The 24,462-nt window shown below is 64.7% G+C and carries 19 protein-coding genes and 2 pseudogenes; 13 read left to right on the top strand and 8 right to left on the bottom strand.

What is annotated here, in order from left to right; translation table 11 throughout:
• The first annotated feature begins 54 nt into the window (after positions 1-54).
• The 4 genes from eccA to F6B93_RS22355 all read left to right on the top strand — a co-directional run bounded on the left by eccA (position 55) and on the right by F6B93_RS22355 (position 6,287).
• Positions 55-1,932, top strand: coding sequence for a type VII secretion AAA-ATPase EccA (gene eccA, locus F6B93_RS22370; protein WP_211697037.1), 1,878 nt, complete (start codon positions 55-57; stop codon positions 1,930-1,932).
• A gap of 178 nt (positions 1,933-2,110) precedes the next feature.
• Positions 2,111-3,451 (top strand): type VII secretion-associated serine protease mycosin, encoded by a 1,341-nt coding sequence (gene mycP, locus F6B93_RS22365; protein WP_211697036.1) that lies wholly within the window; start codon positions 2,111-2,113, stop codon positions 3,449-3,451.
• Positions 3,448-4,836, top strand: coding sequence for a type VII secretion protein EccE (eccE, locus tag F6B93_RS22360; protein ID WP_211697035.1), 1,389 nt, complete (start codon positions 3,448-3,450; stop codon positions 4,834-4,836). Before mycP ends, eccE begins: the two co-directional genes overlap by 4 nt.
• A 791-nt stretch (positions 4,837-5,627) precedes the next feature.
• Positions 5,628-6,287 (top strand): TetR/AcrR family transcriptional regulator, encoded by a 660-nt coding sequence (locus F6B93_RS22355; RefSeq protein ID WP_211697034.1) that lies wholly within the window; start codon positions 5,628-5,630, stop codon positions 6,285-6,287.
• 129 nt (positions 6,288-6,416) lie between these two features.
• On the opposite strand, the pseudogene F6B93_RS22350 reads toward F6B93_RS22355, so the two are convergent.
• Positions 6,417-6,701: pseudogene (locus F6B93_RS22350) on the bottom strand (IS30 family transposase); the annotation flags it as partial.
• Between the two features lie 16 nt (positions 6,702-6,717).
• Positions 6,718-8,373 (bottom strand): PE family protein, encoded by a 1,656-nt coding sequence (locus tag F6B93_RS22345; protein ID WP_211697033.1) that lies wholly within the window; start codon positions 8,371-8,373, stop codon positions 6,718-6,720.
• Positions 8,374-8,580: 207 nt separating this feature from the next.
• Between F6B93_RS22345 and F6B93_RS23320 the strand changes: the two are divergent.
• From F6B93_RS23320 to F6B93_RS22295, 9 genes and pseudogenes are all read left to right on the top strand, one after another.
• A pseudogene (locus F6B93_RS23320) lies at positions 8,581-9,320 on the top strand (PE family protein); the annotation flags it as partial.
• Between the two features lie 310 nt (positions 9,321-9,630).
• On the top strand, positions 9,631-10,146 hold the full coding sequence (locus tag F6B93_RS23530) for a PE family protein (RefSeq protein ID WP_211697031.1): 516 nt from the start codon (positions 9,631-9,633) through the stop codon (positions 10,144-10,146).
• Positions 10,097-11,152, top strand: coding sequence for a geranylgeranyl diphosphate synthase IdsB (idsB, locus tag F6B93_RS22325; protein WP_246541178.1), 1,056 nt, complete (start codon positions 10,097-10,099; stop codon positions 11,150-11,152). The genes F6B93_RS23530 and idsB overlap by 50 nt, the downstream gene beginning before the upstream one ends.
• Positions 11,153-11,233: 81 nt before the next feature.
• Complete coding sequence (locus tag F6B93_RS22320; protein WP_211697029.1) at positions 11,234-12,400, top strand: hypothetical protein; 1,167 nt, start codon at positions 11,234-11,236, stop codon at positions 12,398-12,400.
• A gap of 474 nt (positions 12,401-12,874) precedes the next feature.
• Entirely contained in the window at positions 12,875-14,242 is a 1,368-nt protein-coding gene (gene espB / locus F6B93_RS22315) for an EspB family ESX-1 secretion system-associated protein (protein ID WP_211697028.1), read from the top strand.
• 2 nt (positions 14,243-14,244) lie between these two features.
• Positions 14,245-14,583, top strand: coding sequence for a YbaB/EbfC family nucleoid-associated protein (locus F6B93_RS22310; protein ID WP_425518574.1), 339 nt, complete (start codon positions 14,245-14,247; stop codon positions 14,581-14,583).
• 119 nt (positions 14,584-14,702) lie between these two features.
• Positions 14,703-15,008, top strand: a complete 306-nt coding sequence (locus tag F6B93_RS22305) for a hypothetical protein (protein WP_211697026.1) — start codon at positions 14,703-14,705, stop codon at positions 15,006-15,008.
• A gap of 180 nt (positions 15,009-15,188) precedes the next feature.
• On the top strand, positions 15,189-15,362 hold the full coding sequence (locus F6B93_RS22300) for a hypothetical protein (RefSeq protein ID WP_211697025.1): 174 nt from the start codon (positions 15,189-15,191) through the stop codon (positions 15,360-15,362).
• Positions 15,363-15,364: 2 nt separating this feature from the next.
• Positions 15,365-17,674: a secretion protein EspK gene (locus F6B93_RS22295; RefSeq protein WP_211697024.1), complete on the top strand. Its 2,310-nt coding sequence runs from the start codon at positions 15,365-15,367 to the stop codon at positions 17,672-17,674.
• Between the two features lie 67 nt (positions 17,675-17,741).
• Here the strand turns inward: F6B93_RS22295 and F6B93_RS22290 are convergent, their stop codons facing one another.
• The 6 genes from F6B93_RS22290 to F6B93_RS22265 all read right to left on the bottom strand — a co-directional run bounded on the left by F6B93_RS22290 (position 17,742) and on the right by F6B93_RS22265 (position 24,345).
• Entirely contained in the window at positions 17,742-18,509 is a 768-nt protein-coding gene (locus F6B93_RS22290; RefSeq protein ID WP_211697023.1) for a hypothetical protein, read from the bottom strand.
• Positions 18,510-18,628: 119 nt separating this feature from the next.
• Complete coding sequence (gene eccD / locus F6B93_RS22285) at positions 18,629-20,164, bottom strand: type VII secretion integral membrane protein EccD (RefSeq protein WP_211697022.1); 1,536 nt, start codon at positions 20,162-20,164, stop codon at positions 18,629-18,631.
• Complete coding sequence (locus F6B93_RS23875; protein ID WP_211697021.1) at positions 20,161-22,401, bottom strand: MinD/ParA family ATP-binding protein; 2,241 nt, start codon at positions 22,399-22,401, stop codon at positions 20,161-20,163. The genes eccD and F6B93_RS23875 overlap by 4 nt, the downstream gene beginning before the upstream one ends.
• A 111-nt stretch (positions 22,402-22,512) precedes the next feature.
• Positions 22,513-22,803: a WXG100 family type VII secretion target gene (locus F6B93_RS22275; protein ID WP_211697020.1), complete on the bottom strand. Its 291-nt coding sequence runs from the start codon at positions 22,801-22,803 to the stop codon at positions 22,513-22,515.
• A 32-nt stretch (positions 22,804-22,835) separates the two neighbouring features.
• Complete coding sequence (locus tag F6B93_RS22270) at positions 22,836-23,138, bottom strand: WXG100 family type VII secretion target (RefSeq protein ID WP_211697019.1); 303 nt, start codon at positions 23,136-23,138, stop codon at positions 22,836-22,838.
• Positions 23,139-23,232: 94 nt separating this feature from the next.
• Positions 23,233-24,345 (bottom strand): PPE family protein, encoded by a 1,113-nt coding sequence (locus tag F6B93_RS22265; RefSeq protein ID WP_211697018.1) that lies wholly within the window; start codon positions 24,343-24,345, stop codon positions 23,233-23,235.
• Positions 24,346-24,462: the final 117 nt, after the last annotated feature.

Here is a 24,462-nt window from a genome sequence, read left to right as displayed (position 1 = left end):
ACCGATCGGCTGGGCGCCGTCCGCTAGCCGACACGGGCACGATTGCGCGCAGCCATGACCATCGCAGCCACGGCGTCGAGGATGGGGGACACGATGGGTGACTTGCAAACTGCGCGCAAGTATTTCGACCGGGCCATGGCGATCATGATGCGGCAGGGACGCGCGGCGGCGTTGCCCGAGTTCGTGGCCGCCACCGACGCTGAGCCCGCGATGGCGGACGCATGGCTGGGCCGTATCGCTTGTGGCGATAGTGATTTAGCTGCGCTGAAACAACTCAACGCCAACAGTGAATGGCTGCACCGCGAAACTACCCGAATAGGCCAGACGCTAGCGGCTGAGATCCAGCTGGGTCCGTATATCGGCATCACCGTGACCGATGCATCTCAGGTTGGTCTGGCTCTTTCGTCGGCGTTGACGATTGCCGGCGAATACGCTGAAGCCGAGGCGCTTCTGGCTAACCGCGAACTGTTGGATTCCTGGGCCAACCATCAGTGGCATCAGCTGGCCCGAGCCTTCCTGATGTACACGACGCAGCGTTGGCCCGACGTGTTGTTGGCAGCCGCGGAAGAGCTGCCGCCACAGGCGATCATCATGTCTGCTGTGACGGCATCGATCTGCGCGTTGGCAGCCCACGCCGCGGCCCACCTCGGACAGGGTCGGGTGGCCTTGGACTGGCTGGACCGCGTCGACGTCATTGGGCACAACAGGTCATCAGCCCGGTTCGACGCCGACGTGCTCACCGCCTCGATCGGCCCCGCGGATATTCCACTGCTAGTCGCCGATTTGGCGTATGTACGGGGGATGGTGCACCGGCAGCTGCAGGAGGAAGACAAGGCCCAGATCTGGCTGTCGAAGGCCACCATCAATGGAGTTCTGACCGAAGCGGCCAAAGAAGCCCTGGCAGACCCGAATTTGCGGTTGGTCGTCACCGACGAACAAACCATCGCCAGCCGCACCGACCGCTGGGACGCCGCGACGGCAAAGACTCGCGACCAACTTGACGATGACGATGCGCTGGAGCGGCGCGCCGAACTCTTGGCCCAAGGCCGAGAGCTGTTGGCCAAACAGGTGGGCTTGGCCGCGGTCAAGCAGGCGGTATCGGCCCTCGAGGACCAGCTCGAAGTACGCATGATGCGTCTGGAGCACGGCCTGCCTGTCGAGGGACAGACCAACCACATGCTTCTGGTGGGGCCGCCGGGAACGGGTAAGACAACGACCGCGGAAGCTCTGGGCAAGATCTATGCGGGGATGGGGATCGTCCGCCACCCGGAGATTCGGGAGGTCCGGCGGTCGGACTTCTGCGGCCACTACATCGGTGAATCGGGACCCAAGACAAACGACCTGATCGAGAAGTCGCTTGGACGAATCATTTTCATGGACGAGTTCTACTCTCTGATCGAGAGGCACCAGGACGGCACGCCGGACATGATCGGCATGGAAGCCGTCACCCAGCTCCTCGTTCAATTGGAGACCCACCGATTCGACTTCTGCTTCATCGGGGCAGGCTATGAGGATCAGGTGGACGAATTCCTCACCGTGAATCCAGGTTTGGCCGGTCGGTTCAACCGCAAACTGCGGTTTGAGTCTTATTCACCAGCAGAGATCGTGGAAATCGGGCACCGCTACGCCACGCCACGTGCCAGCCTGCTCGACGAGGCCGCCCGTGCGACATTTCTGGACTCGGCGGCGACCATCCGCAACTACACCACACCTGGGGGTCAGCACGGGATCGACGCGATGCAGAACGGCCGGTTCGCCCGCAACGTCATCGAACGTGCGGAGGGGCTTCGTGACACGCGAGTGGTTGCCCAAAAACGTGCGGGTCAATCGGTGTCGGTTGAGGATCTGCAGATCATCACGCGCGCCGACATCGAGGCCGCCGTTCGCAGCGTGTGCTCGGACAACCGCGACATGGCAGCCATCGTTTGGTGAGCTTCGTGGCGCTGGGTTTGCGGTGCCGGGAAGCTCCCGCTACCCGGCCGGTGTGGTCAGGGTGAAAAGCGTCGCTTGCGAGGCCGCCAAGTCTAAAATGCAGGCAGGCCCGGCGCCCACAGCGTCTCGGCGTCGAAGGCAGCAGCGCGGCTAGCTCAACGAATGGAGTGATTCGGGCGTGCACCGTTTCTTGGTGATACCGGTGGCACTAGCTTTGCTGGCCGCGCCTCCGGCGTTGGCGATCACGCCGCCTCCCATCGATCCTGGGGCGTTGCCGCCGGATGTGACCGGACCGGACCAACCCACCGAGCAACGCGTGTTGTGTTCGGAGCCTGCGACGTTGCCGGATTCCAGCTTCGACGATCCGCCGTGGAGCAACGCCTACTTGGGCGTCAACGAGGCCCACAAATTCGCGACCGGGGCTGGAGTCACGGTGGCCGTCATCGACACCGGAGTCAACGCCTCCCCTCGGGTCCCAGCCGAGCCCGGGGGTGACTTCGTCGATCAGGCAGGTGACGGACTGTCTGATTGCGATGCCCATGGCACGCTCACCGCTTCGATCATCGCCGGCCGGCCCGCCCCCACGGACGGGTTCATCGGCGTCGCGCCCGACGCGCGGCTACTGTCACTACGCCAAACATCTGAGGCTTTCGAACCGGTTGGCTCGCAAGCTAATTCAAACGACCCCAATGCCACGCCGGCCGCTGGCTCGATCCGTAGCCTTGCCCGTGCAGTGGTGCACGCCGCCAATCTCGGCGCGGGTGTGATCAACATCAGTGAGGCCGCCTGCTACAAGGTGAGTAGGCCAATCGACGAGTCCAGCCTGGGTGCCGCCATCCACTATGCGGTCACCGAGAAGGACGCGGTGATTGTCGTGGCAGCCGGCAACACCGGCGGCGATTGTGCGCAGAATCCGCTGCCTGACCCGGCGACGCCGGCCGACCCACGCGGCTGGAACACGGTGCAGACGGTCGTGACACCCGCGTGGTATGCACCGCTGGTGCTGACCGTGGGAGGGATCGCGCGAAACGGCATGCCCAGCCCGTTCTCCATGCACGGGCCGTGGCTGGGCGTCGCGGCCCCAGCAGAAGATATTGTCGCGCTCGGCTACGGCGGCGAGCCGGTAAACGCCCTGGAAGGCCGGGAGGGGCCGGTCCCGATCGCCGGAACGTCATTCGCCGCAGCGTATGTCTCGGGTTTGGCGGCACTACTGCGGCAGCGGTTTCCCGATTTGACCCCGGCGCAGATCATCAACCGGATCATTGCCACGGCCAGACACCCTGGAGGCGGGGTCGACGACCTTGTGGGTGCCGGTGTCGTGGACGACCTGGCCGCACTGACGTGGGACGTTCCACCGGGCCCAGAGTCGGCGCCGTTCGATGTCAGACGGATTCCGCCGCCAGTGGTGGACCCGGGACCAGATTATGGACCGATCACGGCGGTCGCGCTGGTCGCCGCCGGCCTCGTGTTGGTCCTGGGATTGGGCGCGTTGACGCGGCGGGCGTTGAGACGGCGATGAGGAATCCTCTAGGGCTACGGTTCGCCACCGGGCACACCGCGGTTGTCGCCGGGCTGGCCCCACCGGCAGTGATGCTCTTCTTGTCCACGCGCTATTGGTGGGCGGGTATCGCGTTGGCGGCGCTAGGCGCCATGCTGGCGTTTGTCACCTTCTACGGTCGTCGGCTCACCGGCTGGGTCGCGACGCTCTACGCGTGGTTGCGGCGCCGCCGCAAGCCACCGGATATACCGTCGGAACCCGTCGTCGGTGCCACGGTGAAGCCGGGGGATCACGTCGCGGTGCGCTGGAAGGGCGATTACCTGGTTGCGGTGATCGAACTCATTCCCCGGCCGTTCACCCCGACCGTCATCGTTGACGGACATGCACATACCGATGATGTGCTGGACACCGAGCTGCTAGAGAAGCTCCTCTGGGTGCACTGTCCCGACCTGGAGGCCGATGTCGTATCGGCTGGCTACCGCGTAGGGCGAACCGCATCGACGGACGTAACGGGCCTCTACCAGCAAGTGATCGGTGCCGACCCGGCTCCCTCCAACCGTCGGACCTGGATCATGTTGCGAGCCCACCCGGAAGCCACGCGCAGGTCTGCCCAGCGGCGTGATGTTGGCGTGGCGGGTCTGGCCCGGTATCTGGTCGCGTCTGCGAGTCGGATCGCCGATGATCTTGCCAGCCATGGAGTCGACGCGGCGTGTGGACGCAGCTTTGATGATTACGACCAGGCCATCGACATCGGCTATGCCCGGGAGAAGTGGTCAATGATCCAGGGACGCGACGGCTATACCGCTGCCTACACCGCACTTGGTGGACCAGACGAATGGTGGTCGGCGCGCGCCGACCACACCATCACCAGAGTCCGGATCGCGCCAGGGATGTCGCCGCAGTCCACAGTGTTGCTGACCACGGCGCGCAAACCCAAGACGCCACGGGGATTTGCGCGCCTGTTCGGCGGGCAGCAGCCCGCACTGCAGGGCCAGAACCTGGTCGCCAACCCGCACTACCAGCTGCCAATCGGGTCAGCAGGTGTCCTGATCGGCGAGACGGTAAATCGGTGCCATGTCTACATGCCTTTCGACGACGTCGACGCGTCTATCAATGTGGGCGACGCCCAGACATTCACACAATTCACGGTGCGGGCCGCGGCCGCGGGCGCCGTGGTCACCGTCGGACCACAGTTTCAGGAATTCGCCGCGCTGATCGGCGCCCACGTCGGACCGGAGACCAAGATGGCGTGGCCCAACGCGACCACATATCTCGGCGCACACGCCGGCGTCGACCGCGTGATACTGCGGCATAACGTGATCGGGACCCCGCGCCACCGCCGGCTACCGATCAGGCGGGTTTCCCCACCTGAGGAAAGCCGCTATCAGATGGCCCTCCCGAAATAAGCGGACGGATAGCGGCTACCGGCTGCGTCGCCGACCCTTGATATAGGGGCAAGCGCGATCCAACCGGCGTCGCGGCGGCTTCTGATTTTGCTGTATCCACGTCCGGATCTAGCGACGATAGGTTCGTCGATTCTTCGCTGGCGTGGCCGAGCACTGCCGATATCGTCGGCAGCGGGACCGACGCGGCCAGCAGTCTGGAAGCCGCGTTGTGGCGCAGCAACCGGGCTACGGTGCCTGCAAGTGTGTTGTAGTGGGAAAATCGCGCTGCCAGCGCGCCGTCGTCAGGCCGGACTTGCTCGTGCTCTTCAGATCTTGTGACCCTTCAGGGATGACAGGGCCCGCCCTTCAGGGATGACAGAGGAGTTAGAGACCCCGTTTCAGGTGGGCACGAGGCGGGTTATGTCGTAGTGGGCGATGGAGCCCCATAGATTCGTCGCCCCGACAGTGGGTTGAGCGCCCAGGTCGGCTGTTGTGTGCTCGTCTGCGGGCGGCTTAGCCGCGGGCATCCTCAACACAGGCCTTGACAATGTGGGCATCGCAAACTCGGGCGGCAACGTTTCGGATGTGGCGAACTCGGGCCTGGGCAGCTCAGGTGCCTACAATACAGGTGATGACCAGTCGGGGTTCTTCAGCTCGAGGCGTGCTTGGCGCCAATCGACGACTACGAATCTCCTCGGCCAAACCCCGAGGCCCAGCGGGCGTCGGAGTTGACAACCGCCAGCCACGGGCGGGGCGCAGTCACACTTCGACGTCTGTCGGCTAGTTTCGTCCAATGACTGCCGGTGCTAGTGATGAGTAGATCGTCGGCGCACCACTTGCCAACGGCGCTGCGTTTGGGGCCGCCCAAACAGCTCGGACGCCCACCTGGAAGCAGCGCCGAACAAACGGTGTCCCGGCTTCTCGAAGCTGCTCTGGCCGACTTCGCCGAAGCTGGCTATTCGGGTGCCCGGATGACTCGGATCGCTACCGCCGCCAGTATCACGCACTCGTCGATCTACCGGTATTTTTCTTCCAAACGCCAGCTCTATCAAGCCACGTTCGGGGCCGCCCTGTCCACACTGCTGCCCGACGTCACTCAAGCGATTACCACTGATGGTTTGCTGCGCGAAAAGCTCGGGTTGTTCTTACGCGCATTAGCGGGCGCATACCAAAACAACAGAGCGACCGCTCGGTTCCTGGCCGCTGTCCCACTAGAACTGAGCCGACAACCCGACTTGCTGCCCGCTGAGCAGGAGGGCACCGAACTGCTGGCCGCAATGGTCGACATGTTCGCCACAGCCCGCCTGCGCGGAGAGATATCAGCAGAGATAAACGATCTGGACCTTGTCGTCGCGTTCCTGGGCAGCGCCGTGGGCATCGCCGTGCTCAGCCAGGGCCTCCCTGGCAGCAACGTCGAGGCTGCGACGAACATTTTGGTGGCGGCCGTCGAGGGTAGCCTTTTCACGAAATAGCGGATCGTGGCGGGCATCGTGATAGGCGGGCGGAAACCCGCGGCGCGGATGATCGCGGGCGTAGGCGTGCAGCGCAGGCCGCAGCGGCGCATGTTCTCCCCGAAGCTCCATGACGTCAATTGGGCGGATTCAATCGGTGGAAGCAACACCGGTTTGTTGGAGCAACAGTAGATGGTCGTTGAAGGCCTCGGCTGGGGTCTTCCAGCTGAGTGTCATGCGGGGTCTGGTGTTGAGGGCGTGAGCGACTGCTTCGATGTGTTCAGCGGTCCACCGGGTGAGGTCTGTGCCCTTCGGGAAGTACTGGCGCAGGAGGCCGTTGGTGTTCTCGTTCGTGCCGCGTTGCCAGGGTGAGTGTGGGTCGGCGAAGAACATCGGGATACCGGTCTCGACTTTGAACTGGGCGTGGACGGACAGAATTCACCTGGGCGCGTTAGGCAAAGAGGCTCTGGAGATCGCTGATGTTCGTGGCCACAATTACCGCAGTGGTGAACAACTCAATTCCGCCCGCAAGCGTGACCAATCCGACGGTGGCAGCGACTGGGTATCCGATCGCGTTGGTGAGGTTCCCGTGGGCGAGCTGGTCCACAAACAGGCTCACGTTGTAGGCGGGCAAAGTCGTGAGGAGGGCAACTCCGATGTCCGCGGTCGGAAGGAGAAGGGCGTAGTCGTCGGCGACGATCTTGGTCAGTGTGTTCACTACTTGTAGCGGCGTCGGAGCGGCGGTCACCGTTGCCGTGAAGTCGATCGGTGCAGGCAATTCGAACGACGGTAGCGGCGGCGGCTCGGCTTGCAGGGCTTGGATGTCGAGGGTGAAGTCTTGGATACCTTCCTGGGTGCCGACGGCCAGAGCGTTGGCGACGGTGATGGGGCTGACATTGGGGAACAACCCGAACGGTGTTGTCACGTCCGCGGGGGCCGTCGAGTAGCCGAATTCCGGGTCACCGTAACCCAGATTGACGAGCACTTCCAGGTTTGGTTGGACCAGGTTGGCTAGCGGATTTCCAATAACGGGAAGTGCACGCAGCGGTTCCAAAAGCGGAAGATTCTCCGTCTCAATGATGTAGTAGGTGGTGTTGCCGGAGTAGCCCGGAGACGTCGACAATTCTGTTGCGTTATTAATCTCTTCGACGGTGAGGTCAAAATAGGTGGGGTGCACGTAGACAATGCCCATTACCGCGTTGAGGACCGAAACGAAATTGAGCGGATACCGCGGGAAGTCGGCGAAGCCATCGTATTCTTGCGTGTAGATGGCCGTCGGGTAGATCGTGTCTGAAGGTGTTCCACCGTAGAACGTCAGCCCAAGACTCGGCAGAGACAGATCCGGGAACCGCGCGAGCAAGCCACCATTGGGGTTCATTTCGTTGCCAGCCAGTACGAAGTTGAGTTGGTCTGCGGCCGGCGGGGTTGCGCCAAAGGCGGATGTGCCTGCGGCGAGGTTCTCCATTTCCAGCGAAGCGATGATGGCGCCTTGGGAAATGCCGAAAACTGTCACCGAATTGCCCGAGTTGTTGATTTGATCGTAGAGCGTGTCGTCGAGAATGGTTACGCCCTCGCTCACCGACGAGTCCAGAGTCAAACTCCTGACACCGGTCAGCGGGTACAATTCCGAGGGCGTAAACAGCCCCTGCACCACGTTGGCCGAACGTACGTAGAGCGTATTGGCGGAGTCGATATATTGCTGCGACGGTATCGGGACTCCGGTGCCGCCGATGACTAAGGTCGTATCGTTTGCCGGGAACGGCGGAATCATGGCAGCAGTCGGCGCCTGGGCCGGCGCGGCAGCCGCGCCTTGCAGGGCAGCGATGCTGGCGGCTTCTGCTTGGCTATAGGTGCGCCCGGCGGCGGCCAGCGCCTGGTGGAATTCGCGGTGAACCGCCGACACCTGCGTGGCGGCGGCTTGGTACTGCTGGCCATACGCGCCAAATAGGTTCGCGATGGCCGCCGACACCTCATCGCCGGCCGCGGCCAACAGGACCGTAGTCGGGCCCGCCGCGGCGGCACTAGCCGCGCCGACCGCCGAGCCAATCGCTTCGACGTCGGCGGCAACAGCCGTCATGATCTGTGGATCAGCGACCAGATACGTCATCACAGACATCCCCTCTCGACCCCCTTTTTCGACGACCACGGCTTGCCTCGGACAAACCGGTCGCCCACCCGATCAACCGGTCCACCTGCGGGCCTGAATCCCCCACAGTGATGTATCTCAACACAAAAGAACAGACTTGTCCGATATTTCTTAGGAATCGGGTCGTGTTCGTCTTGGGTCACCGGCCGGTTTTGGGAGGTTGGTCGGATGTCACTTGTGGTTGTCGCCGCGGAGATGGTGGCAGCAGCGGCGGGTGATTTGGCCGGTATCGAGTCGATAATCAGTGCAGCCAATGTGGCGGCGGCGGGTCCGACGGGCGAGGTGGTGGCCGCGGCTGGTGATGAGGTGTCGGCGGGGATCGCGGCGTTGTTTGGTGCTCATGGTCAGGCCTATCAGGCGGTGTCTGCGCAGGCGGCGACGTGTCATGCCCAGTTCGTCCAAGCCTTGTCCACCGGTGCAGCCGCGTATGCGGCTGCCGACGCCGCCGTCGTCTCACCGCTACTCGACCCGCGCACAAGTCCTGGCCCTTACCGGGCGCCCGCTGACCAGGCAACGGCGCTAACGGCGCCCCTGGGACCGGGGCCAATGGCGCGCCCGGCGGCTGGTTGATCGGCATCGGCGGGTTCGGCGACGACACCGGCGGGAAAGGGGGTGCCGGCGGCAACGCCGGCCTGCTCAACGGCTCGGGCGGCACCGGTGGTGCTGGTACCACCACCACCGGCGGCACCGGTGGCACCGGCGGCACCGGCGGCACCGGCGGCACGCCCGGCCTGATCGGCAACGGCGGTAACGGCGGCAATGGCGGCGCCAGTGCAGCGGCGGGCGGCGCCGGCGGGGCCGGCGGCAATGGCGGTAATAGCGGAAGCGGTGGGACTGGAGCTCCCCCGGGCACGACCGGTACCGGTGGCATCGGCGGGCAGCTATTGGGCGCACACGGCTCCAACCCTCCGGCCAGCACCTCGCCATTGCGCACCCTGCAACAACAGGCGCTCATCGCGATCAACTCGCCCACCCAGACACTTACCGGGCGCGTGAACAGACTCATCCGGCTCATCCGGTAGGCATACATGCGTATTTTTCGGACGGGTAAGTTCGCGCAACGCTCGACGCGCTGGTCCGATGGGCGATGCGCTGTAATGCCTCGGACCAACCGGTCGCACCCGATCAACCGGTCCACCTGCGGGCCTGAATCCCCGGCATTGATGAATCTCAACACATAAAGAACAGACATGTCCTATATTTGTCAGGAATCGGGTCGTGTCCGTCGTGGGTCACCCGCCGATTGTTGGAGGTTGGTCGGATGTCGTTTGTGGTGGTCGCCCGGAGATGGTGGCAGCAGCGGCGGGTGATTCGGCCGGTATCGAGTCGATGATCAGTGCGGCCAATGCGGTGGTGGCGGGTTGCACCGCCGGTGGGGACGGCGGCTCCAGCACCACCGGGGCAGGTGGCAACGGCGCGAGGAGCGGCGACGGCGGTGACGGCGGCGACAACGCCGGCTTTTTGAGTTTCGGCGCTGGCGGCGGTGACGGCGGTGGCGGCGGTATTGGTGGCGGCGGCGTGGCGACCCGGGCATGGGCCGCGACCGCGCGGTCGGCAGCGCGGGTGGTCTCGGCGGTGCGGGCGGGGACGGCGGACCCGGCTAGACGCCACGCATCGGGGCTGGATCCGTTGACCGGTTGGCGGCCACGGTCAAGGACACGTCGTAGAGCCGCTGTAGTCAAGCCTGGGAGGCGTCGTGGGTCTGAGCACGACTTGTCGCAATGCTGCTGCTGATGTGGGGCTGGCGTTGTTGCGACGCGCTCGAAGTGATTGTGAGCCGGTGTTGCGCAGCGCCGTCGGGTCTATGCGCGAGCCGTTGGCGACGATGGCGGGCTATCACCTTGGTTGGTGGGACGCCGATAGGTCACTTGCGGTGGAAGGTTCTGCAGGCAAGGCGCTTCGTGGCGCTCTTGTTTTTGCAGCGGCAGCGGCGTGCACCGGTGGTGACGTTGGTGATACTGCCCAGATTGCGGCGGCTGTCGAGTTGATGCACAACTTTACGTTGTTGCATGACGATGTGATGGACGGCGATCGAACCCGCAGGGGAAGACCGACGGTATGGAGCGTCTGGGGAACGAGCGACGCGATCGTGTTGGGCGATGCGTTACACGCTGCGGCAGTTCAGATACTGGCCGACCTGCGCGACCAGTCCATTGCGGTCAAGGCGATTATGCGGTTGGAGGCGACGTGTGTGGAGTTGTGCGTCGGTCAAAATGAGGATTGCTCATTTGAAGGGCGCTTGGGGGTGACGGTCGATGACTACATACGGATGGCGGCGGGCAAGACCGCATGCCTCATCGGTTGTTGTTGCGCTTTGGGGGCTTTGAGCGCAAAAGCGGATGACGCGACCGTCGCGGCGCTGGGGCGGTTTGGCCATGAATTGGGCCTCGCTTTTCAATTCGTGGACGACCTGATTGGCATCTGGGGTGACCCCGGTGTGACGGGAAAACCGGTCGGCAGCGATCTTGCCCGGCGCAAGGCAACGCTGCCGGTTGTTGCTGCCCTGAATTCGGGATCTGAGGCAGCAATCGAATTGGCGGCGCTTTATGCGGACGGCGCCGATATGACCCAGAGCGACGTTGATCGGGCTGCTGCGCTTGTCGAGCTCGCCGGAGGCCGGCGCGCTGCGCAACGGTTTGCCGATGAACGGATCCAAGCCGCTGTGGCTGCACTGCCCGATGCGGTGAAGTCGGAGGATCTCATGGCGTTATCGCACCTGGTTTGCCGCCGGGAGCATTGATGGCGACGCCGGGGCATTCTCACGTTCCAATGCTGTCCGTGTGTGAGTCAGTTATTGACGAGGGAAGGCGGGGAATCCTCGATGGCGATCCTCGGTGAAGCTGATGTACTAGGCCTTGGTGTGGGCAGTTCTGCTGCCGCGGAGGAGCGACGCGGGCACAACCCTTCCGCTAGCCTCGGGCTGCGGGGTCAAAGCCAAGCCTTCTCCCCGCGAGCGATGCCTGAGGGTGCTTCGGGCAGCTATCTGGCGCAGCTTAGTGGCGATGAGCCGCTCGTGCGAGAGTTGCAGCGGGTCGTGATGACGGAAATCACCCTGTCGAAGGATGTCAACGGTTGGGTTGAGCGGTTTAGTCGCGTGAATCACCGCGATCCCTATCTGTGGATCTGGTGCAGAGCCGCAGCCGAGATGGCCTCGCTGCCGAGTATCGACGCCGAGCTGTACGACCATGTCATCGACTCGGTGATCCTGATGGTCATCATCAATGCCGTGATCGATGACGTTGCAGATCACCATGGCCGTCAAGAATTTCTCGATGCCCTTCTCGACATCATCGAGGGCCGCGGTGGCGTGAACGCGATCGATCCGGCGTTGTTACAAAAAGCTTCGACCCCGTTGGAGGCGGAGACGTTAGAAGCGTTGTGGTTTTATTACTCGACTTTGATGCAGCGGACAAGAACCTATCCCCGGTACGCCGAGTTTGCCGACATCTTTGCCTACGATTGTAGGGTCTGGGCCAACATGTACCGGCTCTCTCATCTTTTTAACGATCACCCCGATATGATGAGCATGGTCGAGCACGATCTCGTCATGCCGTACAACATGGGCATGGTGATGTATACCGACCTGCAGCTGATGTGCTCTTCTCGGTTCGAGACGACCGATCTTGGGGCAGTGCGGGCCGCCGCTATTCTCGCTCAATACATGGGCCGGATTGGCAATCTGACCACGACGTGGCGCCGTGAGATCGACGAGCACGACTACACGAGCGGGGTGTTCGCCTATGCGGTGGACAAAGGTTTTGTCGATATCGAGTGGCTCAAACATCCCGACGCAAAGGATTGTCGCCAAAAGATTATCGACGGCATTGTCTGCGGCCATTGCGAAGAGTTCTTCTTCGCGAAATGGTTCGCGAACCGTGACGAGATCCTCGGGCTCGGTGGAAAGATCAAGAGTTTCGATGTTCGCTACTGGGTTGATGGGCTGTCCCGGCTGGTCTGCCTACATGTGGGTAGCCGCGGCAAAAAGTAAGAGGCCGAGGCGACAGCTTCGCCGGGGCCGGCGGCTGCGGCGGCGGTTGTTGAGTCTTGGCGATCGCGGTTGACCTCGTTGCCGCGGCGTATTCCACTCTGGCGCCGCGGCGGTGGACAAGGTCGGTGCAAAGGACCTGCCGTGTTGCCGGTCCGCGATGGCATACGGAAGTCTGGCAAAGATCGGCCGCCATCTGCTCACAACGTGCGGCGCGGCCGGGAGCCAGCCCGCCCACAGCCGCTACAACGCCAGGCTGCGCAGACTCTTAAGGCGGGTTTCCCCGCCGGAGGAAAGCCGCTATCAGATGGCCCTCCCAAAATATGCGGACGGATAGCGGCTACCGGCTGCCTCGCCGACCCTTGATTTTGGGGGCAAGCGCGACACAACCGGCGTCGCGGCGGCTTCTGATTTTGGTGCATCAACGTCCGGATTTAGCGACGATAATGGCTGTAGCACTAAGGAGGATGATCCGACATGACGCAGTCGATGACGGTGGAGCAGGACGAACTGTTGGCCAGGGCCAACGAGGTGGAAGAACCCATGGCAGACCCACCAACCGACGTCCCCGCCGCACCCTGCGCCCTCCAGGCTGCCAGCAATGCGGCCGAACAGCTGGTGCTGTCCGCCGACAACATGCGGGCCTACCTCGACGCGGGTCAACGGGAGCGGGAACGGTTGGCGCAGTCGCTGCGGAACGCGGCGAAGGCCTACGGGGACGTGGACGAGGAAGCCGCGGAAGCCTTGGACAACGACGGCGAGGGGGAGGTCGCGCCCGAGACGGCTGGAACCGGGGGCGACGATCCGAGCGCGAGGCTCGCCGACACACAGACCGCGCCCGCGTCCGGGGAACCCGACTTCACGGACCTGAAATCGGCAGCCACGAAACTCGAGACCGGAGATCAGGGCTCGACGTTCGCCGACTTCGCGAATTTCTGGGACAGTTTCAATCGCACGTTGCAGGGATCCCTCCAGCGATTCCGGCATTTCCAAGCCTGGGAAGGCGACGCGGCCGAAGCTTGCGAGGAATCACTCGAGCAACAACGACAGTGGGTGATCCACATGGCGAAATTGAGTGCCGCGCTGGCCGAACAGGCGACATTCGTCGTGAAATTGCATTACTGGGCACGGCAGTCACATCCGACCCTCGCGGACATCGTCAAACTCGAAGAGCTATCGAAAGATCCGGCCTACAAGAACGAAGCCATCAAGCTCTATGCGGAGTATCAGCAAAAGTCAGAAGAAGTGCTGATGGAATACAACGACAAGGCTTCCCTCGAGCCGGTTCATCCGCCGAAGCCTCCCGCCGCCATCAAGATCGATGCGCCTCCGCCCCCGGCGGAGCAGGGTTTGATACCCGGGGTGTTCATGCCGCCGGCCGACGGTAGTGCCCCCGGCGCCGGAATGCCCGCCGCTCCGATGATGCCCGCGACCGGGGCGGGCGGCGGCCTCCCCGCCGGGACGGCGGCAGAGCTCACCTCAGCTGGACGAGAGGCAGCTGCCAACATGCCCGGTGACCTGGCGGTTAAGGCGGCATCGCTCGGCGGTGGCGGAGGCGGCGGGGCGCCGTCGATGCCGTTGGGCCCGGCGATCGGGAACGCCGAATCTGTGCGACCCGCTGCAGCAGGTGACATCGCCGGCGTCGGCCAGGGGAGGGGACCCGGCGGCGGCATGATGGGCGGCGGCGGCATGGGGATGCCCATGGGTGCCGGCGCCCAGGGTAAGGGCGGTGCGAAAACCAAAGGCGCGCAGCAGGACGACGAGGCGCTTTACACCGAGGACCGGGAGTGGACCGAGGCGGTCATCGGCAACCGCCGTCGCCAAGACAGCAAGGAGGCGAAGTGAACATGGAGATGAACCCGCAGGCCGCCCGAGCGTTGACCCTGACGGCACGGTTTCAGTCGGCCGTGGGCGGGACGCTCGATCAGATGAACCAGGGCTCCTTTCGTGGCACCGACGACGCGGAGTCCGTCGAGGTCACGATCAACGGACACCAATGGCTCACCGGTGTCCGTATTGACGATGGTCTGCTGAAGGAGGTGGGCGCCGAGGCAGTCGGGGCGCGAGTCAACGAGGCGCTGCAGAATGCCCAATCGCTGGCGAACGCCTACAACGACGCCGCGGGCGAGCAACTGGCCGCGGCCCTGGCCGCGATGAATCAAGCGATGGAGCAAGGTCCCGCATAAGCCCTGGTACAACGGACATGGGACACCCAGGCGCTCACAGCTTGCTAGCAGCGTTCTCACCGGAGAGGCCCAGGATTGCACTCTAGGGTCTCTCGGGGCTGGGGAATGGAGTCGTCACAATGCATTCCGAGCAATCGGAAAAAGCACATGTCGCAGCACTGGAGAAGGCGCAAGCCGATATCCATGCCGCGCTCAAAGTCATTGGTGAAACGCAGCAAGTGTTCGCTGATGCCATGCGGGAATACGTCGCATCCCTCGAATCCACCCTCCGATCGGTCTCCGCCTTGGCGCTCGACACCAACGAACGCGCCCACTCGATTGAACAGACCACCGCAGAGATCAAACGCCTCCTCGAGAGGGAGCTTGGTTCCGGCGTCGGACTCGATGACGGTGTCCGTGTCGGCCACGGCGCCCTTGGAGGGTGATCATTCGCGGATGGTTTAGCCCCCGCGAGTCGTAGGAGCGTTCGATCCTTGGCAGAATCACCCGCCGGCGGCCTCCTGGCGGACCACGCCCTAACGCGTCGTTTCGCCGGATCCGGCGACCGTCGGCCGAACCAAATTAGTGCGTTTAGCTGGTCTTTACGTCGGTTACGCTAGTTAACCATGACGTCCGGCACCATCGAGTGGCCGACGCGGTACCAGGGTCAGCGCACGCGACGCAACGCCATCGCCAATTGCTCCAGGGCCGCGGCGGGCACGCCATTTCAGCGGTCCGCTGCGGTCTTCTGCTCGACCGCCGCGATCGATGCCGCCCGGCCGTCGCTGGGGGGCGGTTAGGCATGGGGATTACCAGGCCGGCAGGTGCCTACGCCGTGCCGATGCTAGAGCCGGGCGGGTGGCCGGAAGCCAATGAAGACACCTTCTACGACCGGGCACAGGAGTACATCCAGGTCCTGCGGAATGTTACCGACGTGATGGAGACCTGCCAGCGTCAGCGTGGCGAAGTCTTCGAAGGCGGTATTTGGTCCGGTGGGGCGGCCAGTGCCGCCAATGGCGCGCTTGGCGCAAATATCAATCAAATGATGACGCTGCAGGATTATCTTGCGACTGTCATCACCTGGCATCGGCATATCGGTGGGCTAGTTGCGCAAGCGAAGGCGGACATTGGCAACAATGTCGATGGCACTCACCGGGAGATAATGATCCTGGAAAACGACCCCGAGTTGGATGCTGATGAGCGCAATGCGGCGATTAAGTCACTGATTAGCGCTGCACACGAGGCCAACGCCAGCGTGGTAGCCGAAACCGCTGAGCAGGTCCGCGCATCGAGGAATTGGAAGCCGCCGAAGAATGCCCTCGAAGACTTGCTCCACCAGAAAACACCGCCGCTGCCGGAGATACCGACTCTGGTAGTGCCGGCCCCCGGTAGTCCTGCCCCGGGTACGCCAACCCCGACGCCGCCGGTACCCCCGCCGACGCCGGCGCATCCGGGAACTCCGGCTGAGCCGAGTCCGGGTGCACCCGTGACTCCGGTGAACCCGATGCCGGTTCCCCCGCTTACGCCTGGTGCTCCAGGTACTCCGGGCACGCCAGCTCCGGGCCAACCGGTGATTCCTCCGGTTACCCCCGGACACCCGGGTGGCCCGATCACCCCCGGAAGACCGGGCGGTCCGGTCAGACCCAGCAAACCCGGCAAACCGGGCAAACCAACCCCAAGCGAACCTGCGATTCCCGTTACGCCCGGTCCGGCGCCTGCTCCTGCGCCAGGCCCCGTCCCACCGCCCGCCCCTGCGCCAGGCCCTGCCCCGCCACCCGGTTCGACCCCGCAACCCAGTCCGGCACCATCCCCAGCCCCCCACCAGCCGGCCACGCCGGTGCATCCTGGGACGCCATCCACGCCCGCGGATCCGGGCGCACCGGCCGCCCCGGCGGATCAACCGGCAGCTCAGGTGAAGCCGGCGGCTGCGACGCAGGCGCCGGCTGCGAGTGGTCCGTCATCGGGGGCCTCGTCTGGAGACGACTCGCCACCAGCCGGGGCAGCGCCCGCCGCTGCGACCGGGATGCCGGCCGCCGGGCGAGGGGTGACCGCGGTACCGTCGGGCGCCGCGGCCGGGGCAACGGGCGCGAAGCCAAGTGCACAACCGGCCGCGGGCTCTGGCGCAGGGTTGCGGGCGGCGTCGGGGCGTGCGCCGCTGGGGTCATCCGGCAGCGAGGGATCGACACCGACCACGCGGGCGGCGTCTGTGCGCTCCGCGCCTCCGGCGAGTCCTCGCTCGCCCGAACCAACCGATCGCCCCGAACAAACCGAGGCGGGGGATCCCGTCACGCCAACGCCGGTGGTCCCGGTGTCGGCATCACGTGCCTCGCGTGACGCCGCTGCCGCCGCCACCCGCCGAGGCGGCAAGGCTGATCCGCTGCGGTTGGCGCGCCGCATCGCCGCGGCGTTGAACGCGCCCGATATTGGTGACGAGGGCGACTACGGATTCTGCTGGATCACCGCGGTCACCACCGACGGCTCGATCGTCGTCGCCAATAGCTATGGTCTGGCCTATCTGCCCGACGGGGTGCAGTTGCCGGACAAGGTCTATATGGCTAGTGCCGATCACGCGATTCCGGCCGACGAAATGGCGCGCTGCGCCACCTATCCGTTGCTGGCCGTGCAGGGCTGGGCCGCTTTCCACGACCTCAAGCTGCGGGCGGTGATCGGTACGGCGGAACAGTTGGCGCAATCCGATCCCGGCGCGGCCAAGATCGTGCTGGAACCCGACGACATCCCGGAAAGCGGCAAGATGACCGGCCGTTCCCGGCTGGAGGTGGTGGATCCTTCGGCGGCGGCTCAGTTGGCGGACACTAGCGATTCGCGTTTGATCGAGTTGCTCCCGCCCGCGCCGGCGGATGCCAACGCCCCCGACGACGAACGTCACATGCTGTGGTTCGAGCTGATGAAGCCGATGACCAGCACCGCGACCGGTCGCGAAGCCGCACACCTGCGGGCATTCCGTGCCTACGCTCTCCACTCCCAAGAAATCGCCCTGCATCAGGCGCATCTTGCGACCGAACCGGAGGCGCAGCGTGCGGCCGTCGCCGACTGGCTGTACTGGCGATACGTCGCCGGGCTGCTCGACAGCGCCCTGTCCGAAGCGTCGTGAGTCGAATAGCAGCCGCGCCGCTTACCGCGAGAATCGCCGACCTAGATCGGCCTAGACGATGATCGGCCTAGACGATTGGAACAGTGAGCGGACCCGCCGGTGCGCTACCACCGGCCGCATCGTCAATGGGTGCGCTCCCCAAGGCGCCGTCGCCGGCGGCGGCTTCGTCCGCGACCCCGCCTTCATCATCGGTCGAGCCCTCGTCGACCGGCGTTGTGTCGTCGACCAACCGCGCGCTCTGAGCCGGCTGATCCATCGTGGTGTCGGCGGCCAGCTGTGCGGGCATGGCGCCGCCGCCCTGTGAGCCAGCTTGCTGCGCTGTCTGGCTAATCGTCTGGACGATCGGAGACGCCTGTTGAGCGAATTGACCGGCATGCGGGGCGAGCTGAACCAGTTGCGGCACCGTCGCAGCGACCCGTGGTGTCAGCTCGGCAACCTGTGGGGCAACCGCCTCACCGAGCTGGGCGGCTGCCCCCGCAGGCGCGCTTAAATGGCGCGCGGCGGATTGTCCCGCCCCGGCTGCCGCGGCCGATGCTTGGTCTCCGGAGCCGAACTGGAACTGCGTCAAGGCTTCGCCGAGCGACTGGTCGGCCTTCGCGTAGATGTCCGCCGCGTTGGTCATGCTCGACGCCGTTCGCGTCAACGCGGCTTTCACGCCCGGCAGGCCGTCGGACACCAGCGATTCGATGTCCGGCATGGTCTCGTTGATCGCCGCCGACACCACATCACCTCCGCCGGCCGCGAGGGGTGGCGGAGGCGCCGGGAATACGAGTCCGGCAAGCTGGGACCCTGCGGCACCAAGACGAGCAGGATCGACGGCGAGTGGCTCAACCATGACTGGATCCCGTCTCGACGATTCCCATTCAGCAAATTTTACCCGACCTCGCGAGCCCGAACTGCGTCAATTTGGCAGACTGCCAATGGCCCGCTGGATGAGCCCCGAACAGCGATATCTCAGAATCGGATATTTCGCACCGTGTCGTAGATGCCGGTGATCCACAGCAGCAGCGGAATGATCGACGCGACCATCGCGCCGTCGACGAGCTCGAGCATCCGTTTCGCCACTGGAGAGATCCGGCGAACCCCAGCCATTGATCCGATTATCACCAGTGCCACTACAGCTGCCACGAGGTGGATAGTCAGCATTATCCACGCGTAATTCGGGAACCAAAGGCTGAGCCTGACAACGACACCTGTGGGTATGGCGACGGTCGCTGTCAGCAAAGCCCACGCGCACCAACGCTCTGCGTAAAGCCGCGATCGAAAACCGCATATCACCGCGATCAGCAACGCCACCACCAGGCTGTGCACGAAGAAGTGGCCTTGGACCAAGACTGCGATCGCCCCCATAGCAAGAATCAGGGTGCCTGCGGAGACATACCCGATCAGCAGTTGCTTGGCCAGTCTGCTGCGCTCGGTAAGCCGAACCGCGGACTCGGGCACCGAAGCAATAATGGCCTGCCAGGTCGGCGTTTCATCGCCAGTGGCCTGGTCGGTCGCGACGGGATCGAGCAGTTCCTCGTTGTCGACGGTCTCGCCGGGAACGGGAATCGGCGGCAGCGCGATCCGCGCCACCGCGACGGTCAGCTTGGCCGCATTCGTCACGATGAACAGCCCAAACGCAATCGCTCCTGCGGGCACCCACTCCTGGTAACCGTAGCCGAAGGCGATCGCTGCCGCGATCACCGCGATCGCGGTAACCCTGACGAACGAAGCCAACTCATGACGTCTCAGGGGGCCCCCGCGCGTCATCAGCGCCAAGAACAGGATCGCGGTGGCGGCACCGGCAAGTTGCGGCGGGCCCCACGAGTTAACCCCACGCGGCAGCGGGATGGTTATCGCTGTTGCGGCCACGATCACGGTGTAGGCCGTGATCAGCAGGGACGCGGCAAGGGTCTCCCTCTTGTAGAACCTGTTTGCTGCGTAACTGCCAGCCAGGAAAGTGATGCCCACGATGCCGATCGCCAGTGGCCAGAACAAGCTGCGCCCGGTCTCCCACCACGCGCGAATCGCTACCAGCAGGACCGGTATAGCCAACACCGGGATTGCCACTTCGATAAAGCGCTCCAGTGCGGGGCGGTCGAACTCCGGCGATTCGTCGAGTACTGCGACCGCGTCGATGACGTCCTCGACGAGTGGCCGATAGCGCTCTGTCCGGCTTGCCGACACCAGCGTGAGCAAGGATCCGTCGACAATCCCGGCATCGTCTAGTGACTGGTCAAGCTTCAGCGGTGGAGATCCGGGCCGGGCGAAGGTCCACACGCCCTGCGCGGAAAAGTCGAAGCCGGCGAGGACATCTGGCGGGGTATCTTCGAGCAGATCGGCGAGGACAGCGACGGTCTCGTCGATATACGTTTCCATGGGCGCCGCGGCCGGCAGCACCAAATCGGTCATCCGCTTTCCGGTAAGGATTGTCACGCGGGTGGTCGCGGGTCGTGCGGGACTGGTCCCCGCAGCGGTCGAGCCAGCAACGGCAACAGGTGCGCTCAACGGCGTCCAGCCCTTTCAAAATCGTCGGATAGAGCCGCGGCCAGCTCGAGAATCCGCCGCTGGTAGACGGCGTCGAGCAGGTCGAATTCAATCTCAGTTGCGGCCGCGATGTGGCTGTCCCAAGGCAGGACCACAAGGCGGCCTGGCTGCACGTGCTGTTCGAACTGCCGCATCAATTGTTTTGCCGAGATGTTGGTTTCGGTCGGTGTCACATGGTTGATCACCACGCAGGCGCGGCGGAGCAGATCCTGGCGTCCGTTGTTGCGCAGCCAATCCAGCGCGATCGCCGTTTGCCGCCCGCTATCGACCGACACGTTGGTGACGATCACGAGCGCAGACGCGGATGCGAGCACGCTGCCTGTTACCGGGTCGAAGAGACCCGCTCCGCAGTCGGCCAAGACGAGGTTGTAGAACTTTGACACCGTATCGGCGGCGACGCGCATGTCGTCGCCGTTGAGCCCGCGCTGGGCCACGCTGTATTCGGCTGCCGGCAGTACTTCGAGATTCGCGGCGTTGACGCTGGTGTGTGCGCGGACATCGTTGTAGTGCGTCAGGTGTCTGTCCGCCAGCAGATCTGCGATCGAGGACGCCGAAGAACGGCCCGCCCGATCAGCGAGATTTCCGCAGCCCGGATCCGCATCGAGGACCAGAATTCGGTCACCCCGCACCTGCGCCAACGTGGTGCCCAAGGTGACCGTCGTGGTGGTCTTGCCCGCGCCACCTTTGAGACCCAGCACGGCAATCTGATACGACCCGCGGGGGCTGCGGCTTATTCGCATGCGTAGGTCGAGCTCGTATCGCTCGTCGGGCGAGAGGCCAAGGTTGATCCGGGTGAACGTACGGACCCAACGTCGCCAACCGCGTTTCGACACCGGTTTGGCCGGCTTCTTCGCCTTTCGCCGCTCGCCGGCGGAAGGTGCGCTGCCCTGGGCGCGGCGAGTGTCGGGTTCGTCGCCGGTGGCGGGTCGCTGAGCAGGGGCCGCCTTTCCTGCGCGTCGCTTGCGTCCGCTGCTGCGATCGGGGCGAGTTTCGGCCGGCGCTGCGATTGCCACTGTTCTGGGTTCGGCGGGCGAAGCCAGGTCGGATTCACTGGATGGCGACGGCACTACCGGCGCCCTGGCCGTGGGATTGGGGACGTTGGGGGCCGGCCGTGTTTCATCAGTGCGCGGACGCGATGGGACGGACCATCCGAGTGCATCGTTGGCATCTTCGGCGCCCTCGCGATAGCGATGAGCTCGGCGCGCGCGTCGAGGGTGTGCCGGAGGCTGAGTTGGTGGTTCGGGCGATGGTGGTGTCGGTCGCTGGGACCCGTCGGGCCGCGCGCGGCGACGGCGTGGATCGGGTGGCGTCTGCGGTCGTGGTCCCGGTGCGCCGGCCACGCCTGGGGGTGGCGGTGGTTTGGTTGGCCCCGAAGCGGGTCCGTTGGTCGGTATCGCCGTCGGCGGCCCTTCGGGCGGGGACTCGACGGGGATCCGCCCTGTCGGCGGGTTGACCGGCGGTGAGGGGGGTCGGTTGGTCGTGGGGGGCGCCGGCGGTTCGGGCGGAGCCGTTGGGAGTCCGGCAATGGGCATGGGCGGTGGGGGCGGTGTGGGCGGTGTGGGGGGTGCCGGCGGCGGTCCGCCGATAGGCATGGGTGGGCCGGTCGGTCTTGTTGGCGCGGCGGAAGCGCCGCTGGCCGGCATTGGCGCCGATGCTGGTTCGGTCGAGGTTCGGCGCGCGTCGATGGGCATGAGCGGTGGGGGTGGTGTGGGCGGTGCCGGCGGCGGTTCGGTGGACGCCTGGGGCGGAGGCGGTGCGGGAGGCGCCGCTGGCGGTTCATCGATGGGCATGGGCGGTGGGGGCGGTGGGGGCGGTGTGGGTGGTGCCGGCGGCGGTCCGCCGATGGGCATGGGTGGGCCGGGTGGTTTTGTTGGCGCGGCGGAAGCGCCGCTCGCCGGCATCGGAGCCGACGCGGGTCCGGCGGACTCCTCGGGGAATGGTGGTGGTTCCGGTGGCGCCGGTGGAGATTCTGGCGATGGGGGTGCGGGTTCGGTTGAGAGTTCCGGAAACTGCTGCGGCCAGTTGGTCGGCTCGATCGGCCCCGGGGGCGGATTCTGGCCGTTTGGCTCAGTTGTGTCAGCCGGTGGCGGCGGTGGCGGATACGAGGGATCGGCGTCGTAGTCCGTCAATGCAAGCTCATCGTCGGGAGGCTCCATACCCTCGGCTGACCGAAAGAGCTTGTCATAATCGGCCGCCATCAGAACCTCTCAGAAGTTCGTGCATAGAACTAGGCACGAGAAAGAGCGAGATCCCCCGTGTGGTTGAACTCGCCCGATCTCGTGCTTGATTATTCTACGCGCAGCGGTGATCTACCCGGAGAACAGTCCGGTGACGTTGCCTTCCGTTGCGGCCATCGACTGACCCGCTTCACCAATTGCGCGCGCCAAGTTCACCAGGGAGTTGTTTAGCTCCTGGGCGGTGGCATCCCATTTCCGCTGGATGCCCTGGTAGGACTCGGAACCGCTACCGCCCCAAGCTGCCGCGAGTTTAGTCAGGGACTGCTTGCCCTCATCAAGAAGACTGCCAATGGTGGTGGAATTTCCCTGGATTGCGCTCGCTGTGGCCTCAATGGCCGCGAAGTTATACTGCATCTCTGTCATGTTTTGCTCCGTTTCTTTCTAGTATTTGGGTTCTAGAAGCCCATTTGCGACGACAGCGCCTGCTGCTGCTCGTCATCGGCCCTTGAGTATTGGACGCCGGCCTGCCGGATACTCGCCGAGATTTCGTCGAGTTCCGTCTTTTGCTTATTGGCCGCTTCCTGGAAACGCAGCACTGCCGCCCGCGCGGCATCGCCCGCGCCGCCGCGCCACTGGGTCGATGTCTGGTCTGCCAGCGACTGCACCTGGTCGATCTGGGTCTTCAGATCACCGGAAATCCGCTCGAAATTACCTGCCTCCTGCGCGAGGGTAGCGGCATCGGTCCTCATCTCTGCCATGCTGGACTACTTTCTCTCTCTTTCCGTTCCTCGCCAAGATGCTGGCAAGTCTTCCGGCCCGGCTGGCCGGGAAGTCTGTTGTCACGGTGGGGGATCACCAGTCGTCCTCGTCGTCCCAGTGGTCCCCGAGGTCCGAGTCGTTCTCGTCTCGTTCCTGGCTTAAGGGCGCCGGTGCCGCCAGGCCAGGCCGGGACGAGCCGCCGGATTGTGCGCCCTGGCCCATGGCGCCACCGACCGGGGCGGCGCCTCCTGCCACCGACGATCCGGCGCTGGCTCCCGCGGGCACCATCGAGGGGCCGGCCGGCTTTTCGATCAGCTGGGTCATCATCGGCGTGCGGGCCAACGAACCGCCTGCACCGGGCAGCGACTCGGCGCGTAGCAGACCCGAGCCCAACCCCGGGCCCGAGCCGCCCGCCAACGGGTGGTTCGAGAGCGGGCTGGTCCCGACCAGGCCCATCTGGGCGGCCTCCTCGTCGGCGAGGGCTTGGCCGGGGCCGCCGGCGCCGCCGGTCTGGCCTAGCAGCGACGAGGCCTGTTGCATCGGCTGGGTCAGCTGCTGCATGGGGCCGCCCATCTCCACGACCTGCCTTGCCGTCTGCTGGAGTTGTTCAGCGGGCACGCCGGTGACTCGGGACGCCACCCCCAGCATCGAGTTCGATGGCATCGCCTGGGCTGACCCGGGGTCAAGGATGGCCGTCATCGGCTCGAGCTTGTCGAACATGGTGTTGATAGTGGTCTCGGCCTGGTAGACGTCCATGGCCAAGGCGGCCTGGGTCCACATACGGACGAAATAGTCGATTTCGTTGAAGGCAATCGGCACGGTGTTGATGCCGAAAAAGTTGGTGGCGGTAAGGACCGCATGTGTGATGTGGTTAGCGGCGATCTCCGGCAGCGACGGTGTCGTTGCCATCGCCTGCGAGTAAGCGCCGGCTTGTGCGATCGCCTGCATCCCGCGCATCTTCGCTTGCGCTGATGCGGTTTGCAGCCAGGTGACCATGGGCAGGGCAGCGGCAATCGCCTTGTCGCTGCCGCCGCCAGTCCACGCCTCGCCAAGTGAGTTCAGTCGCGCGGCCAACTCGACGGCCTGACCATCCAGAGCCAGCGCGAACGCCTCCCACCCAGCAGCCGCTGCCAGCATCGGGGCCGGACCCGCGCCGGCCATCAGCCGCGCGGTGTTCAGCTCCGGGGGCATTGCGTGCCACAACATGGTGATCATTCCTCTGGTTGCGAATGTGCTTTTGGTTTGGACCTTTAGGCGCCGGCGGCGGCGCCACCATCGACTTCCGAAATTGCGTGGGCGGCGTCGCGGACCGCTGCACCTGCC

Source organism: Mycobacterium spongiae (assembly GCF_018278905.1).
In the GTDB taxonomy this organism is placed as follows: domain Bacteria; phylum Actinomycetota; class Actinomycetes; order Mycobacteriales; family Mycobacteriaceae; genus Mycobacterium; species Mycobacterium spongiae.
Note: the sequence above shows the minus strand (reverse complement) of the source record. Positions and strands in the feature narration are given on the sequence as shown.